The 16,091-nt window shown below is 50.4% G+C and carries 13 protein-coding genes; 10 read left to right on the top strand and 3 right to left on the bottom strand.

What is annotated here, in order from left to right:
* Positions 1-3: 3 nt before the first annotated feature.
* Positions 4-1,095 (bottom strand): DUF6268 family outer membrane beta-barrel protein, encoded by a 1,092-nt coding sequence (locus ACN0YH_RS07130; RefSeq protein WP_417378870.1) that lies wholly within the window; start codon positions 1,093-1,095, stop codon positions 4-6.
* Between the two features lie 316 nt (positions 1,096-1,411).
* On the opposite strand from ACN0YH_RS07130, the gene ACN0YH_RS07135 reads away from it, so the two are divergent.
* Complete coding sequence (locus ACN0YH_RS07135; RefSeq protein ID WP_002649758.1) at positions 1,412-1,582, top strand: DUF6800 family protein; 171 nt, start codon at positions 1,412-1,414, stop codon at positions 1,580-1,582.
* A 150-nt stretch (positions 1,583-1,732) separates the two neighbouring features.
* Here ACN0YH_RS07135 and clpB read toward each other — a convergent pair whose 3' ends face one another.
* Complete coding sequence (clpB, locus tag ACN0YH_RS07140; protein WP_417378871.1) at positions 1,733-4,348, bottom strand: ATP-dependent chaperone ClpB; 2,616 nt, start codon at positions 4,346-4,348, stop codon at positions 1,733-1,735.
* 248 nt (positions 4,349-4,596) lie between these two features.
* Complete coding sequence (gene dnaK, locus ACN0YH_RS07145; protein WP_417378872.1) at positions 4,597-6,504, bottom strand: molecular chaperone DnaK; 1,908 nt, start codon at positions 6,502-6,504, stop codon at positions 4,597-4,599.
* A gap of 688 nt (positions 6,505-7,192) precedes the next feature.
* Here dnaK and pheA point away from each other — a divergent pair.
* From pheA to ACN0YH_RS07190, 9 genes are all read left to right on the top strand, one after another.
* Positions 7,193-8,356, top strand: a complete 1,164-nt coding sequence (gene pheA / locus ACN0YH_RS07150; protein WP_417378873.1) for a prephenate dehydratase — start codon at positions 7,193-7,195, stop codon at positions 8,354-8,356.
* A 276-nt stretch (positions 8,357-8,632) separates the two neighbouring features.
* Positions 8,633-9,406, top strand: a complete 774-nt coding sequence (gene tpiA, locus ACN0YH_RS07155; RefSeq protein ID WP_417378874.1) for a triose-phosphate isomerase — start codon at positions 8,633-8,635, stop codon at positions 9,404-9,406.
* Between the two features lie 157 nt (positions 9,407-9,563).
* Entirely contained in the window at positions 9,564-10,130 is a 567-nt protein-coding gene (gene secG / locus ACN0YH_RS07160; protein ID WP_417378875.1) for a preprotein translocase subunit SecG, read from the top strand.
* 86 nt (positions 10,131-10,216) lie between these two features.
* The gene (locus ACN0YH_RS07165) at positions 10,217-11,101 is read left to right on the top strand and encodes a YicC/YloC family endoribonuclease (protein WP_417378876.1); all 885 of its coding nucleotides are present in this window, start codon (positions 10,217-10,219) and stop codon (positions 11,099-11,101) included.
* A 69-nt stretch (positions 11,102-11,170) separates the two neighbouring features.
* Positions 11,171-11,785 (top strand): guanylate kinase, encoded by a 615-nt coding sequence (gene gmk, locus ACN0YH_RS07170; RefSeq protein WP_417378877.1) that lies wholly within the window; start codon positions 11,171-11,173, stop codon positions 11,783-11,785.
* Complete coding sequence (locus tag ACN0YH_RS07175; RefSeq protein ID WP_417378878.1) at positions 11,769-12,047, top strand: DNA-directed RNA polymerase subunit omega; 279 nt, start codon at positions 11,769-11,771, stop codon at positions 12,045-12,047. The genes gmk and ACN0YH_RS07175 overlap by 17 nt, the downstream gene beginning before the upstream one ends.
* Before the next feature lie 17 nt (positions 12,048-12,064).
* The gene (locus ACN0YH_RS07180) at positions 12,065-12,625 is read left to right on the top strand and encodes a flavoprotein (protein ID WP_417378879.1); all 561 of its coding nucleotides are present in this window, start codon (positions 12,065-12,067) and stop codon (positions 12,623-12,625) included.
* Between the two features lie 51 nt (positions 12,626-12,676).
* Positions 12,677-13,318, top strand: a complete 642-nt coding sequence (locus ACN0YH_RS07185) for a phosphopantothenoylcysteine decarboxylase (RefSeq protein WP_417378880.1) — start codon at positions 12,677-12,679, stop codon at positions 13,316-13,318.
* Positions 13,319-13,791: 473 nt separating this feature from the next.
* Positions 13,792-16,083, top strand: coding sequence for a DNA translocase FtsK (locus ACN0YH_RS07190; protein ID WP_417378881.1), 2,292 nt, complete (start codon positions 13,792-13,794; stop codon positions 16,081-16,083).
* Positions 16,084-16,091 lie beyond the last annotated feature (8 nt).

Below are 16,091 nucleotides of genomic sequence, written 5' to 3' on the forward strand. Positions count from 1 at the left end.
GACTTAAAATGTCAGCTGGTAACGCATCATTCCCGTAGGCGAAATATCGTAATTGCCGATATCGGATTTGTATTCCAGCTTTCGATTGAAGACGAATCCGACTTCCAGCTTGCTGATCATACCACCGGTATGTTTGGTCTCAAGACCACCGATTAAGCGCAGGTCACTGTACGTCGCAATGTCATCAATGCCTGCTGCGCCACGTCGAATGCCCCATGAGCCACCGCCGAATTCGCCAGCAACATAGGCCCACCGTTCGAGCGCCTCTGTTTTTTCAATGCGGTACGTGTACTTGGGTTTGGGAAAAATCAGTTCCAGCCGCGATCCTTCACTAAACCACATAATCATCCCGGCTGCAGGTAACAGTGAAACATCTTCACGATCCAGGTACACGACCCCCATCACGAACTGCTTGGAGCGGGAATGCACATAATAGGCGAGTCCTTTTCCGGTAATCCGCAAAGAATCAGAAGTCACATTCTTGAAATCACTGTAAACTCCCGGAGCCACCTCCAGTTCATAGGACCATTTTTCATTCTGTTTTTTGAACCAGCGAAATGCCACCGAGGTATCGTAAACTCGCGCCGGTAAATCGGTCTGTATCGGACCGTCCAGATAATGCACGCCAAAATAAGGTTTTACTGAGAAACCTTCAAACCGCGGTAATTCAATTGTTTCTGACAGATTGATACTGAAAATCCCAAGTTCATCTCCCGTTCCCGGCAGCCATGTGACTCCGGCGTCAGCCTGCTTATGAGAGATCAACGGTACAATCGCATCACAGTCGACACAATCATCGTCGGGGTCTGCCCAACTCTGGTTGTCTTTCAGCAACTGGGGGGGAATACCCAACGCTTCTCGTGAATCAGCATCCAGCACATTGGGGACCTGAGGAGACTGGCTCACCTGTTCGATCCCCACTTCTCGCGGCATGAATATTGTCCGATGCTGCAGCGCTTTTAAACTGCCTGCACCAGCTTCCCCCTGTGACTGGACAGACGAACCTTGAGCCCATGCCGAATCATCGGCACTCCCCATGCTGAGCACACACAGGGTGATGACCAGAAACAGAGCCTGGCGGGACCGATAGAACATGACTGAATTTCCCAAATTTGTGATAAGGGTTTACCTGGAAATCAAGATCTCAGCCCGGGCACAAAGACCAGGGTCAGATAGATGAGAGGTGGTATGGTGAGGAGTTTTGAGAGAGGTAGCAGCGAATGCTGTATGAAATATCAGGGAATGAATTTAAGGTCAACCCGAATTCAGTTCCGTGGTTCTCTCAATTCTCTGCAAAAATGCCCTGTCCTGAACGTTGCCCCTTACCATATTAGATGTTAGAATCAAACTCCTTAGTGAGAATATATACATTCGAACATAGCAATTTTCTTTTATCAGGAACTAGTGAGAAATGGGACGTGTTGAAAAAGGGCGTGAACTGGCCCAACGTCGAGTCCGGAAACACAAGCTGAAACAGCTCCGGGCAAAGTTTGCCAAAGCGAAAGATCCTTCAGAAAAAGAAGCGATCAAAGAAAAAGTTCGCAAAATCAGCCCCTTCACTGTCCTGGAAGAATCTGCTTAAGCAGTTCCTGCAGTCAATGATAAAAACAGGACGCTGACTCATTTGCAGCCAGCGTCGTTTTTTCATGCGCACTATATAATACCGGCTTTAAAATCAATCAGCCCCGGCACCACTTCCGGGGCTGATTGCGATTTGCCTGAGCTGGAAGGTTTATCTTCCGGAGAACAAAAACAACCCCTCATGCGCATCCACATGAATTGTGGCCCCCTCCTCAAAATCCCCGGAGAGCAGTTTGTTGGCCAGTTCATTCTGAATATTAGATTGAATCGCCCGCTTTAAGGGACGCGCCCCATACACCGGATCATAGCCTTCCTCCGCCAGCAGGTCTTTGGCAGCAGTGGAAACTTCCAGAGTATAACCATTCTCTCCCACCAACCGGGAAAGGTTCTGTAACTGCAGGTCCACAATCTGGCGAATTTCTTCCCGCCCTAACGGATGAAATACAATCACTTCATCAATTCGATTCAGGAACTCCGGCAGAAACTCATGCTGTAATGCATCCATGACACGATTCTGAATCAGAGCCTCGTCTTCCTTACCAGACAGATCCATAATCGTCTGACTGCCGATATTCGAGGTCATCACTACAATCGTATTCGAGAAATCCACAGTTCGCCCGTGGCTGTCCGTCAGGCGTCCGTCATCCAGAAGCTGCAGCAGGATATTAAATACATCCCGGTGTGCCTTTTCGACTTCATCCAGCAGCACGACCGAGTAAGGCTGCCGTCGTACCGCTTCCGTCAGGCGGCCCCCTTCTTCATAGCCAACATACCCGGGAGGCGCACCAATCAGACGTGCTACGGAATGCTTTTCCATGAATTCACTCATATCAATGCGAATCATGCTGCGCTCATCATCAAACAGAAAACCAGCCAGCGCTTTACACAGCTCGGTTTTCCCCACCCCCGTCGGCCCAAGGAACATGAACGAACCGATCGGTCGATTCTGGTCCTGCAAACCGGAGCGTGAGCGTCGCACCGCATTGGAAACCGCGTGTACGGCTTCATTCTGATTGATCATCCGCTTGTGAATTTCGTCTTCCATCCGCAGGAGTTTTTCACGTTCCCCCTGCAGCATCTTCGAAATCGGAATCCCGGTCCACATACTGATGACCTTGGCGATATCCTCCGAAGTGACTTCCTCACGCAGCAATCGCTCTCCACTGACATCCCCGAGTTCAGTGACACGCTGTTCCGTCTCGGTCAGTCGTTGACGCGCGGCGTTTAACTCCTGCTCTGCATTGTACGCCTGCGAATAGTCCTCGTTGGAGTTCGTCTGTTGCGCCCGGTGAAACGCCTGCTCATAAGCGGTATTCAGCCGATCAATGTCTTCCTTCAAAGGCTGCAGCCCCGACAGTGCCTCTTTTTCCGTTTCCCAGCGCGTCTTCAGCGCATTGACACTTTCTTCACGATCAGCGATCTGCTTGCGCAGTTCTTTCAACCGCTCCTGGCTGTCAGGCGTCGTTTCTGTTGCCAGGGCAGCCGCCTCGATCTGCATTCGGGTCAACTGCCTGGTTGCCTCATCAATTTCCGCAGGCATGGAATCCATCTCCATCCGCAACTGGCTGGCCGCTTCATCAACCAGGTCAATCGCTTTGTCAGGCAGAAATCGATCATTGATATACCGATCCGACAAAGTCGCGGCATTGATCAATGCATCATCGGTGATCCGCACGCCGTGGTGCGTTTCGTAGCGTTCTTTCAACCCCCGCAGGATGGAAATCGTGTCTTCCACCGTCGGTTCAGTCACCATCACCGGCTGAAAACGTCGTTCCAGCGCCGGGTCTTTTTCAATATATTTGCGATACTCGTCCAGCGTGGTGGCACCGACACAATGCAGTTCACCACGCGCGAGAGCGGGTTTCAGCAGATTCGAGGCATCTGCGCCCCCCTCCGCTGCGCCTGCCCCCACAACAGTATGCAGTTCGTCGATGAACAGAATAATCTGCCCTTTCGCTGATTCGATCTCTTTCAGCACCGCCTTCAGACGATCCTCAAATTCCCCTCGATACTTGGTCCCCGCAATCAACGCGCCCATATCCAGGGCAACCACACGTTTGTTTTTCAGGTTCTGCGGAACATCGCCCATCACAATCCGATGCGCGAGTCCTTCCACTATGGCGGTCTTACCGACGCCGGCTTCACCGATGAGAACCGGATTATTTTTTCGACGACGTGAGAGAATCTGAATGACACGGCGGATCTCCTGATCACGTCCGATCACCGGATCAATCTTCCCCTGCCTGGCCATTTCGACCAGATCTTTACCATACTGCTCGAGTGACTGATACTTCTCCTCAGGACTCTGATCTGTCACACGCTGCCCACCACGAACCGCCTGTAAAGCAGAGAGCACGTCATCCTCTTCAATTCCGTTCAGTTCCAGAATTCGTTTAGGCTGCTCATCGACTGTCGTACAAGCCAGCAGAAGATGTTCTGTCGACACAAAGTTGTCCTGCATCTGATCAGCACGATCCTGCGCTGCCTGCAATATTTTGAGCAACGCCTGACCAACGCCCACCTGCATGGTTGCTCCAGAGACTTTCGGCAGGCGATTGATTTCATCATCGACCATTTTCTGCAACTGGGGCAGATTAGCACCGATCTTTTGAATCAGTGGTTTAACGACCCCCTGCTCTTCATCCAGCAAAGCTTTGAGCAGATGCAACGGTTTAATTTCCTGCTGCCCAAAATCTTCAGCAGTCTGCTGAGCACGCTGGACGGCTTCCTGGGCCTTCACAGTCAACTTTTCAAATCGAAATGCCATCACACTCCTCCGTTCTATTGTTAACCTGCGCAGCAACTCAACAGCCTGAATTATCATATCAGATAACTGGTCGGTAAGCAGTGCTCGAATAATAAATTTTAAGTGAATCAGATTCGGGGAAGGGAAAATTTTTTGAATCTGATTAGTGGCTTGAAACTGAAATAAACAGTCATGCAGAAATGAATTTCAGGTGCGGAATCCGGGGCTCAAGACGATTCCTGAGCCCCGTTCCTTATCCTCAGAACCAATCAGTCCTTTTTCTCAAACTCTGCATCAATGACATCCTCTTCATCGGATGCAGCAGCACCAGCTTCCGGAGCTGCCCCTTCGGCACCAGCGGCTTCCTGGCTCTCTTTATACATCTGCTCGGTGAAAGCATGAGTGGCCTGCTGCAATTCTTCACAAGCCGAATTGATGGCAGCAACGTCTTCCGTTTCAAGGGCATCGTTAACCTTCTTGACAGATGCTTCGATCGCTGACTTCGAAGATTCATCAATCTTTTCCGCATGCTCTTTCAACAGTTTTTCGACATCATAAACGATGCGGGAACCGTTGTTCTTTGCTTCAGCCAGCTCTTTCTTCTTCTTGTCTTCATCAGCGTGTGCTTCCGCCTGTTTCTTCATATCTTCGATTTCAGATTCAGACAGACCACTCGACTGTTCGATTTTAACCGATGTTTCCTTGCCTGTCGCAACATCCTTAGCTGACACATTCAGAATACCGTTTACATCGATATCGAACACAACCTTAATCTGTGGGACGCCACGTGGAGCCGGAGGAAGCTCTTCCAGATTAAACTGACCCAACAACCGGTTGTCGCTGGCCATCTGTCGTTCGCCCTGGAACACCCGAACGGTCACAGCGGTCTGGTTATCGGCAGCAGTCGAGAATACCTGATCTTTCGTCACAGGAATGGTCGTATTACGTTCGACCAGTTTGGTCATCACGCCACCTTCGGTTTCAATCCCCAGAGACAGCGGTGTCACGTCGAGCAGCACCACATCCTGAACATCACCAGAGATAATTCCCCCTTGAATCGCAGCACCAATTGACACGACTTCATCAGGGTTGACCCCTTTGTGAGGCTCTTTGCCGAAGATCTTCTTGACGAACTCCTGCACCTTGGGAACACGGGTTGAACCACCGACCAGCACGACTTCATCAATCTCGCTGGGACTGAGGCCCGCATCTTTCATTGCCTGTTCCACTGGTTGACGACAACGTTCTACCAGCGGATCAATCAGCTTCTCAAACTCAGCCCGGGTAATTGCCATCTGCAAGTGCTTGGCACCACTGCTGTCAGCTGTGATGAACGGCAGATTGATGTCTGTCGCCTGTGAAGAGGACAGTTCCTTCTTCGCCTTTTCAGCAGCTTCCCGCAGACGTTGCAACGCCATCGCGTCACCACGCAAATCAATTCCCTGCTCTTTTTTGAACGAGTCTGCAATATGATTGATCAGCTCTTCATCGAAGTCGTCCCCCCCCAGGTGACCATCGCCGTTGGTACTCAAAGTTTCGATGACTTCATCGCCCACTTCGAGAACCGAAACGTCAAACGTACCACCACCGAAGTCGAACACCACGATTTTTTCGTCGTTCTTTTTCTCCAGACCGTAAGCCAGAGCAGCCGCGGTGGGCTCGTTGATGATTCGAGAAACTTCCAGACCCGAAATCTGACCGGCGTCTTTTGTCGCCTGCCTCTGAGCATCATTGAAGTAAGCGGGGACGGTGACAACCGCTTTATTGACCTTATGACCCAGATAGCTTTCGGCTGCCTCTTTCAGCTTCCGCAGAATGGAGGCGGAGATTTCAGGGGGCGTATAAGTTTTGCCACCCGCTTCAATTTTGACGTAATCTTCCGGTCCACCAATAATCCCGTAGGGGACAATTTTTTCTTCGCTCTGGACTTCGTTATGACGACGTCCCATAAAGCGTTTGACCGAGTAAACCGTATTCTTAGGGTTGGTAACCGCCTGACGCTTAGCAGGTTCCCCCACCAGAGTCTCTCCCTTATCAGTAAAGGCCACAACACTGGGAGTGATACGATTCCCTTCCAGGTTCGGGATTACTTTCGCTTCCCCACCTTCCATGATAGATACCACCGAGTTGGTTGTACCCAAATCAATACCGATGATTTTTTCACCTTGAGACGACATGTGAGTTTCCCCTCTTTCCTTATTCGTATTTCAGATCTGTACAAAGCTCAAACAAGGGAAAACTCTCCCCGCCTCATACATCCCAATCTTGTAATTCAATGTTTCGTTCAATTCGGCCTGAAAACACAGGCTGCCATGACTAGACAGCAATGAGTGTGCCAAGCTGAACACTATCACAAAAAAAACACCTATATCATTTAATGACAACAACTTATTAACCAAGACACTTTTTGCATAACTAAATCCACCAGCCAGACACTGCCAATTTGACACCGCCCCCCCCTTGTTCTGCCTTCAGGCCAAAATGACATAATGGCAGTCAAATCATCCAACCCGCTGGAATAAAGGCTAAACAGTTCACAGGTCAGGCCTAACCGCTTGACAGTCCCTAAACGTGGCGGTACAAACTAGAACAATTGAAGACCAAACCGGTGACAGGTAAGCCTCTAATACAGAATGAACCCTGCTTCTAACCAAAACGCCTCTAAATGATTATTATATAATATCTTAAGCGATTTATTCAAGAATGAGATTCGGGAGAAATCCGAAGTTAATCAATTCTTAAGGGATTGTAATCCAATTGTGAAACTGGCAGTAAGCAACGAAACACAACCAGGGAAGGCGTGTGATCTGGCTGCGGTTAATTTTCTGAGAGACAGAAACGAGACTCACATCCTGAAAGATTCCGATGGCCAAGAAAAAAGCGGTTAATAAACGAACTTCAGTCAGTAAGCCGAAGTCGTCAGCCAAGAAAAAAGTGGTCCAAGCCAGCACAAAACGAAGTCCCGTATCGCTTCAGTCAGAACTAAAAAAAATTGACCGAGAGCTTGTTAAACTGGTCAACAAACGCTGCTCGATGACCATCAAACAGATCAAATCTGATCCCGAGCCCCGCAAGGCGATGTTTGACCCCAAAGCAGATGAAGAACTGCGTGAAACGATTGAAAAGCTGAACAGTTCTGGCCCACTGACCAATAATGCGATCCGGGGAATTTTTCGCCAGATCCTCAGCTCGGCCCGCAGACAGATCCATCCACAACGCGTGGCCTACCTGGGCCCTGCTTACAGCTATACTCACCTGGCTGCCCTGGAACGGTTTGGTGAAGGAGCCGACATGGTTCCCGTAAACACCATTGGTGCCGTTTTTGAAGAAGTCAACCGGGGGAACACCGAGTTTGGCGTAGTCCCCATTGAAAACAGCACCGACGGACGGGTTGTTGACACACTCGATATGTTCACCCGGCTTCCGCTGCGAATCTGCGGGGAAGTTCTGATAGCCATCCACCACAACCTGCTGGCACGCTGTGAACGGAGTGAAATCACCGAAATTTACAGTAAACCGCAGGCACTCTCACAATGCCGCGAGTGGCTCTCTCGAAACATGCCTCAGGCACACCTGCATGAAGTCACCAGTACTTCGACTGCCGCGCAGCTGGCAGCAACCAAACCAGGTGCAGCAGCGGTTGCCAGTCACCAGGCCTCCGTGGAATACGACCTGCAGATCATCGTGGAAGGCATTGAAGACAATGCCAACAATGTCACACGGTTTGCCGTGATTGGTGAAGAGGTCTGCAACCCCACTGGCAAAGATCGTACCGCGATCCTGGTACAAATTGCCCACAAAGCCGGCTCCCTGGCTGATACGTTGCAGATCTTCAAGAAAAACAAGGTCAACCTGACTTGGATTGAGTCCTTCCCACTGCGGGGAGAAGAGCCGGGATATCTGTTCTTTATAGATTTTGAAGGCCATGTACAGGAACCCCATATCAAACGGACCTTGAACGAACTGCAGAAGCGGGTCGTTCGCCTGGAAACAATGGGTTCTTACCCCCGAAGTGGGATTCTGGAGTAACAGGAACGCGGCAATCGAGCCCCCTGACTCGCCTGATCCATGAGAATTCCGTGAAAACAGGGGTCATTTCAGGATTTTCAGCTCAAATCCTTGAATCATTGCGTTTGAATCAATAACTTATGCTGCAGCTCAGCCTGCTGCTTAAGAGCGTGATTAAAAACGATTTTAGCAATCACGGCTCCTTTTCGTTTCTGTATGTCTCTGAATTCCTGTCGAAATCAGTTTCTGTACAGTCACGACCAACATTCACCTTTAACTTCAATCACAGGATTAATCATGCGTCGCTTCCTTGTAGCCGGTAACTGGAAAATGAATACCACCAAAGAATCCGGTGCACAGCTGGCTCAGGCCCTGGCATCAGAAGTACCCTCTGAAAATCCTGCCGTTGAAGTTCTGGTCTGCCCTCCTTTTCCCTACCTGACCACCATTGGGGATGTCGTCACAGGCTCAGGCGTTGGCTATGGTGCACAAAACTGCTATCACGAAGCCCCGGGGGCCTTCACAGGTGAGACCTCGACGGAAATGCTGACAGATATTGGTTGCCGCTCCGTGATTCTGGGGCACAGTGAACGACGCCATGTCCTGAAGGAAACAGACGCTGATATCAATCTCAAGGTCAAAAAAGCCCTCGAAGCGGGTCTGCAGGTGATTCTCTGTGTTGGTGAATTACAGAGTGAACGTGAATCAGACCAGACAGAATCAGTGCTCAACACTCAGATGACAGGTGGCCTGGCAGGAGTCGACGGAGCTGCTTTCGGGCAGATCGTCATTGCTTATGAACCAGTCTGGGCAATCGGAACCGGTTTAACAGCAAGCCCCGCACAGGCTGAAGCCGCACATCTCTACCTGAGAAACTGGTTAAAAGACCAGTATTCTGCGGAAATAGCAGACGCAACCCGGATTCTGTACGGCGGTAGTGTCAAACCGGATAACGCAAAAGAACTGCTTTCCCAGGAGAACGTCGATGGCGCACTGGTAGGGGGAGCGAGTCTAAAAGCAGAGCTCTTTATCCCGATCATCCAGGCTGCTGTGGCGTTATCTGCAGAATAGTCCAGAGTTTCTGCCATTTTGACAACACTCCGATTCCAGAATCGATTTACAGACCGTATGCCATTACTGTATGATGCAGGCGATCTTACTTGATCAACTGCGGGTGACTCTCGATCAACTCGTACAGAAGATATTATAAGCCATTTAGGATGACACAATGATTTTTGCGACGTTCCTGGAAGCCATTACGGATCCTGCTACCATACTGATGACATTTCTGATGTTCTTCGGAGTCCTCCTGATCATCATCATCCTGCTGCAAAAAGGCCGCGGCGGTGGTCTGGCAGGGGCCTTCGGTGGTGCCGGTGGTCAAAGCGCACTGGGAACCAAAGCCGGTGATGTCTTCACTAAAATCACGATTATCATGGCTGTAATCTGGGTCATCCTGGCTGGAGTCTCGGGGATTACCACACGCGCCAGTTCCGGAAAATACAGCGGCGGTAGTGCCGTTTCTGAGGAAACTGCAATCAGCTCTGACGACAGTGAGAAAACAGAAGAGACCCCTGCGACGGATGAAAAACCGGCAGGCGGCCCGGAATTCACACCTCCCAAAGACCTCGCTGAAAAAGAGTCAAAACCCGCTGAAGAGAAAAAGCCGGCAGCAACAGAAGACAAGGCGACCAAGCCGGCTGAACCAGCCAGCGAGCCTGCTCCTGAAGCAGACAAAAAACAGGAAACTCCTGCGAAACCTGAGACAACCGAATCTCAACCCAAGTCAGAATAGTCAACTCAGCTGAACCTCGTGTTCAGCCAAGTTTTGCTGGTTCTCTAAACCTCATATCATTCCTGTTAATCAGAAAAGAGTGTGTTGTGCTGCTGGGCATGACTGGTTTTGGAAGTGCGACCGCAGAAAACGACCGGCTCTCGGTCCATGCGGAGCTACGTACTGTCAACAATCGTTACCTGAAAGTTTCTACTCGCTATCCGGACTTCTACGCTAAACTGGGAAGCCAGATCGAAAAATTGATTCGGGGCTCGGTCTCTCGCGGGACTGTGAACCTCACGCTGCGAATTGACAGTCTGGACCGGACCAGCGATTACCTGCTGGACGAAGAAGTCCTTAAACAGTATTGGGAACAGCTCAAACACCTGTCCGAAGTCTGCCACACTCCCCTGCCCGATCGTATCGATCACCTGTTAACGTTACCCGGTGCAGCAATCGACAATTACTCGCGTTCCCATACCCCTGAGTCGGACTGGCCTTTGATTGAACAGGCCATTCGCGGCGCATTGAAGGAACTTACCGAGTTTCGCATGAAAGAAGGGGAATCAGCCCAGGCAGATCTGGAAAGCAGTAATCAGATCATTCGCCAGCAACTTGACGTAGTCAAAGAGAAGGCGCCACGTGTCGTCACAAGCTACCGCGATCGGCTGCATCAACGACTGACAGATCTACTCAAAGATGAGGAAGTCGAACTGGATCCTGACAGCCTGATCCGGGAAGTCAGCATGTTTGCAGATCGTTGTGACATCAACGAAGAGATCAGCCGGCTCAACTGCCATTTAGAACAATTTGATACAATTATTGCAGCAAAGACGTCTCAGGGAAAAAAACTGGAATTTCTGGTGCAGGAGATGTTCCGCGAAATTAATACGATCGGCTCGAAAGCCAACGATGTTGAGATTTCCCATGCCGTGATCGAAATGAAACTGGCTGTTGAGAAAATCAGAGAAAACGTCCAGAACGTTGAATAGAATAGACTTATTGATCTCACTGAGATTGAATCGAGAGACCACACAACGATTACTCTGGAGCTTTGCCAAGTGTCTGAACCCCAAGCCTGTATTCCACCGGACATTCCGATTGTTGTGCTTTCCGGCCCGACGGCCAGTGGGAAAACCACCATTGTCAATCGGCTGATGCAGGATTGTCCGGTCAAATTGATCAAAGCGATCTCAGCCACGACACGACCTCGTCGAAAAGGGGAAGTGGATGGCGAAGATTACTATTTCCTCACGACAGAAGAATTTGAAAAACAACAGGAAAATAACGAATTCCTCGAATGTGAACAGGTTCATGGGTTGGGATACTGGTATGGTACGTTAAAATCAGAAGTGGGCCGGGCAGCGGAAGAAGGGGGCTGGCCTTTTCTGGAAATTGATGTGCAGGGGACCCTTAAACTGAAAGAGCAGTTCCCCCAGACCATTACCCTCTTCGTCAGAACCTCCTCCGATGAAGAATATGAGAAACGGATCCGCAACCGGGGAACTGAATCAGAAGCAGTAATCGAAAAACGGCTGGCAACAATTCGCAAGGAACTGGAGCAGGCCCAATACTATAGTCATGTCATTATCAATGACGATCTGGAACGTGCCGTCACAGAAATCGGCACCATCCTGAAACAACGGGAGCAAGAAATTAATGCTGGAAGAATTTAAAGAAGAAGAAATCGTCAATAAAGTTGGCGGACGTTTCAAACTGTCTTCACTCATTCAAAAGCGGATCGTCGCGTTGAACCGGGGTGCACGACCACTGGTTGAGATGCAGACCAAAAATCACATGGAAATTGTGGTTCAGGAAATCATGGAAGACAAAATCTATCTCGATCAATCTGGTGAAGTGGCAGTCACAGACGATGGAAACCCACTGGATGCCATCGAATATGACGATGCAGGTCCCAGCCTGGAAGACCTGGTCTAACGCACTGATTCAGAACCATGAGCACCGGAAACAAACCCATGCAGGGGCGTGAAATTCTCTTAGGTGTTTCTGGAGGAATTGCCGCATACAAGACGGCTGACCTGGCCAGTAAACTGGTCCAGAAAGGGGCAGCCGTCAGTGTGGTAATGACACAGGCCGCGCAGAAATTCATTGGCGCGACCACGTTCGAAGCCCTCACGGGCCGCCCGGTCTACCAGGATGGATTTTCCCCCCGGGAACATTTTCAGGGGGAACATATCGGTCTGGTCAGAAGAGCCGAGCTGTTTGTCATCGCGCCGGCAACGGCTAACATCATGGCACAAATGGCGCAGGGCTTTGCGGACGATCTGCTTTCCACCCTGACTTTGACCTGCACCGCGCCGATTCTTCTGGCCCCTGCGATGAACGCGGACATGTGGGCGAAAGCATCGGTTCAGCGAAATTTGAAACAGCTGCAGGCAGACGGAATTCAGATCGTAGACCCTGGTGAAGGCTGGCTAAGCTGTGGCGTGATCGGGAAAGGACGGATGGCAGAACCCGCTGAGATATTAACCCGAATCGAAGAACTACTGGGGTAATTCGAAACCGCTCTGCCCTGCTTCGATTTCATCCTTTTGAATGATGCTCAAATGCGAATCCTGATCACAGCTGGTCCCACACGAGAATATCTGGATGATGTTCGCTATCTTTCCAACGCGAGCAGCGGACAGATGGGATACGCTTTGGCTCGCTCCGCGATTGCCGCCGGTCATGAAGTCGCGCTGGTTTCAGGCCCTGTCACAATTTCTCCCCCTGCCGGATGTGAGCTATACCAGGTCGAGACGACGGATGAGATGTTCGCTCAATGTGCAAAGCTGTTCCCCAATTGTGATGGTGTGATCGGCACTGCCGCCGTCTGCGACTATCGGATCAAAACCCGCAAACCCGGCAAAATCGCCAAGACCGGTGAAGCCATCACCCTGGAATTGATTGAAACGATCGATGTGCTGGCAGAACTGGGAACCCAGAAAGGGAATCGCTGGGTGATGGGCTTCGCGCTGGAGTCCCAGGATGCCCGCTTCAACGCCGTTCGTAAACTCTACAGCAAAAAATGCGACGCCATCGTACTCAACAGCGTGACCGCCATCGGCTCCTCGGAAAACTTCGTGGAAGTCATTGACCAGAGCCAGGATATCGTCGCCACTTATTCAGGCGAAAAGACCCAGGTGGCAGATTCGCTGATCCAATGGATTCAGCAGCACCTGGCAGGCAGATCAACAGACTGCTCCTAGAGCCCCGTATCACCCGCAGCCGACAGGTACCCGGAAGACAGGTCAAAACCCGTCAATTCTGCTCAACCGTTATAAGCGGCACAGCGCGCTCCTTACAACTTCCACTGACTGTTCTAACCCGAACTGCGCCGACGCGTGTGGTAAAAACACCACATCGTTTGTTGACTTTTTTCGACCTCCCCTCAGTTTGTGTGCTAGGTTTGAGTAGTTAAGGAAATCAACATCTACATGAATCCATACTTTTGTTTGGTACGTCTCAATGCCCCCCCATTGAGACACTGGTCGTGAAAATATTCCCGTCTGCTGATGTTCTTGGGTTTTCATCGCAGACGGGAACTATTTTTCACTCGAACAATTTTTCTGGTTTACCCCACAAAAAAGTGATCCTCTTTTTGCGTCCGCTTTGCGCGCTGTTGATTCGCCTTTGAATAAACAATCCAAAATTTCAAACATAGATTTGCAGGTTGGTCAGCATGATCGACATTCAACGGTTCAAAACAGATTTAATCGCGCTGGGATTACTGGCAGCGACAGTCTTTCTTGGACTGAGCCTGTTCAGCTACGACCCTGCCGATCCCCCTGCGCAACTCGTCTTCCCTGTCCGTGATGTCGCACAAAACCTGTGTGGTGACTCCGGCGCTCAAATTGCCCATTACCTGCGAACCAGTTTCGGTATCGGTGCCTGGGGAATCTTTATGGCGTTCATCGTAGTCGATATGCGCATGTTTTCGCGTCAGCAGACTTCGGGAGTACTCGTTGAACTCATCGGCCTGGCTTTGATTCTGATTTCACTCTGCATCGCCAGCCAGATGATGCTGGGACAAAACAATGCGACCCCACTGATCGGCAGTGGCGGCTATATTGGTGCGCTTGGTTTTTCCTTACTGGAAACCAGATTCTCGATTGCCGGTTCGTTGATCCTGTTGACATCCATGTTTATGGCAGGACTGTTGCTGACAGCAGACACGCTTCCCGTACGTCTCTTTTTTTCCTGCCTCACCTTTCCTTTCAAAGCTTTGAGTCGTGAATCGTCTGAAGTCGATGAAACAACAGACGAAGCAGAGTATGAAGAGGAAGAAGAAGTCGTCGCTGAAGAGGAAGACGAGTACGAAGAAGAAGTCGTCGCGGCTCCGAAAGCGAAAGTAAAGCCTAAAAAACGCAAGCCCATCAAAGTCAATCCGCCAGCGGGAATTCGCATGGCGCGACAGACTCAGCCGATCGAGCAAAAAAAAAACAGCTCGTATAAGCTGCCCGACTTAGACCTGCTGGAAGAAGCGGAAGACTTTCCGTTCGAACTGTTAGCCAAAAAAGCAGAAGAAGCCGCGGAAGTTCTGGAAAACACCTTCGCCGACTTTGGGCTTGATATCCAGGTTTCTGAAATCGATACCGGTCCGGTCTTAACCTTGTTCGAACTGGATCTGAAACCGGGACTGCGGGTTGCCAAAGTCACTGCATTAGCTCACGACCTGGCCGTTGCGTTACGTGTGCCATCCGTGCGTGTGGTGCCTTCCATACCAGGAAAAAACACAGTCGGCGTGGAAGTTCCCAACGACAAACAGGTCATGGTCCGTCTGAAAGAATTGATCGAAGCCTGTTCCGAAGAAGCAGACAAAAGTCGCATTCCTCTCTTCATGGGGAAAGATGTCAGTGGCCATCCTCTGACAGCCGACCTGGCAAAGCTGCCTCACCTGTTGATCGCTGGTCGAACCGGAACCGGGAAAAGTGTCTGTCTCAATACTTTGATTCTTTCACTGTTGATGACCCGCACCCCCAATGAAGTCAAGATGCTGATGATCGACCCGAAGATGGTGGAATTAAGCGGCTACAAACGCATTCCCCACCTGATGCATCCCGTAATTACAGACATGAAGAAAGCGGAAGCCGTTCTGGCCTGGGCCGTCGACAAGATGGAAGAACGCTATGATCTGCTCGCCCGCTGTGGTTCCCGAAACATTGAAAGCTTCAATAAACTGGGTAAAGATAAAGTACTGGACCTGGCGGGCATCGATCCCGAATCGGAAGAAGCCCTGCAGATGCCGGAAAAAATGCCTTCGATCGTGATCGTCGCCGATGAAATTGCCGACATGATGATGACCTCCGGTAAAGATGTGGAAGCCCACATTATTCGTCTGGCACAGAAATCTCGTGCTGTCGGAATCCACCTGGTGCTGGCAACGCAGAAACCAACCGTTGACGTGATTACCGGTCTGATTAAATCCAACCTGCCTGCCCGCATTTCTTTCCAGGTGGCCAGTCGCGGCGACAGTCGTGTGGTTCTGGATGAAAACGGTGCAGACGCCCTGCTCGGAAACGGTGACATGCTGTATCTGGCACCTGGGACCAGTAAACTGACTCGAGCCCAGGGCGCGTATGTCAGTGATGAAGAAATCGAACGCGTGATCGACTTCTTCAGTGACATGGCACCTGAATACAGTCCGGAACTGGCTCAAATCACCGCAGCCAATTCCAAGAAAAATAATGGCGGCGACTCGGACCGTAAAGAAGACAGTCTGTATGACGAAGCTGTTGAAGTGGTAATCCGCGAAGGTCGCGGTTCTGTTTCCCTCCTGCAACGTGCTTTGGGTGTTGGCTACGGTCGTGGTGCCCGCTTGATTGATTACATGGCTGAAGATGGAATCGTGGGTGAATATAATGGCTCACAGGCACGTGAAGTTTTATACACCATGGATGAGTGGGAAGCGATGAAGTCGAACCAGTTCGAAGACGATTTCGGGGAAGAAGAATACGAAGAAGAGTTCGTTTGAGCGGCACT

Source organism: Gimesia sp., from assembly GCF_048262075.1.
Classification (GTDB): Bacteria; Planctomycetota; Planctomycetia; order Planctomycetales; family Planctomycetaceae; genus Gimesia.

What these genes read in the sequence shown, in the direction of transcription:
- ACN0YH_RS07175 (WP_417378878.1), top strand. Translation starts at nt 11,769, where the DNA reads ATGCTGGAAGAATTTAAAGAAGAAGAAATCGTCAATAAAGTTGGCGGA.
- ACN0YH_RS07190 (WP_417378881.1), top strand. Translation starts at nt 13,792, where the DNA reads ATGATCGACATTCAACGGTTCAAAACAGATTTAATCGCGCTGGGATTA.
- tpiA (WP_417378874.1), top strand. Translation starts at nt 8,633, where the DNA reads ATGCGTCGCTTCCTTGTAGCCGGTAACTGGAAAATGAATACCACCAAA.
- secG (WP_417378875.1), top strand. Translation starts at nt 9,564, where the DNA reads ATGATTTTTGCGACGTTCCTGGAAGCCATTACGGATCCTGCTACCATA.
- ACN0YH_RS07180 (WP_417378879.1), top strand. Translation starts at nt 12,065, where the DNA reads ATGAGCACCGGAAACAAACCCATGCAGGGGCGTGAAATTCTCTTAGGT.
- dnaK (WP_417378872.1), bottom strand. Translation starts at nt 6,504, where the DNA reads ATGTCGTCTCAAGGTGAAAAAATCATCGGTATTGATTTGGGTACAACC.
- clpB (WP_417378871.1), bottom strand. Translation starts at nt 4,348, where the DNA reads ATGGCATTTCGATTTGAAAAGTTGACTGTGAAGGCCCAGGAAGCCGTC.
- ACN0YH_RS07185 (WP_417378880.1), top strand. Translation starts at nt 12,677, where the DNA reads ATGCGAATCCTGATCACAGCTGGTCCCACACGAGAATATCTGGATGAT.
- ACN0YH_RS07130 (WP_417378870.1), bottom strand. Translation starts at nt 1,095, where the DNA reads ATGTTCTATCGGTCCCGCCAGGCTCTGTTTCTGGTCATCACCCTGTGT.
- pheA (WP_417378873.1), top strand. Translation starts at nt 7,193, where the DNA reads ATGGCCAAGAAAAAAGCGGTTAATAAACGAACTTCAGTCAGTAAGCCG.
- ACN0YH_RS07135 (WP_002649758.1), top strand. Translation starts at nt 1,412, where the DNA reads ATGGGACGTGTTGAAAAAGGGCGTGAACTGGCCCAACGTCGAGTCCGG.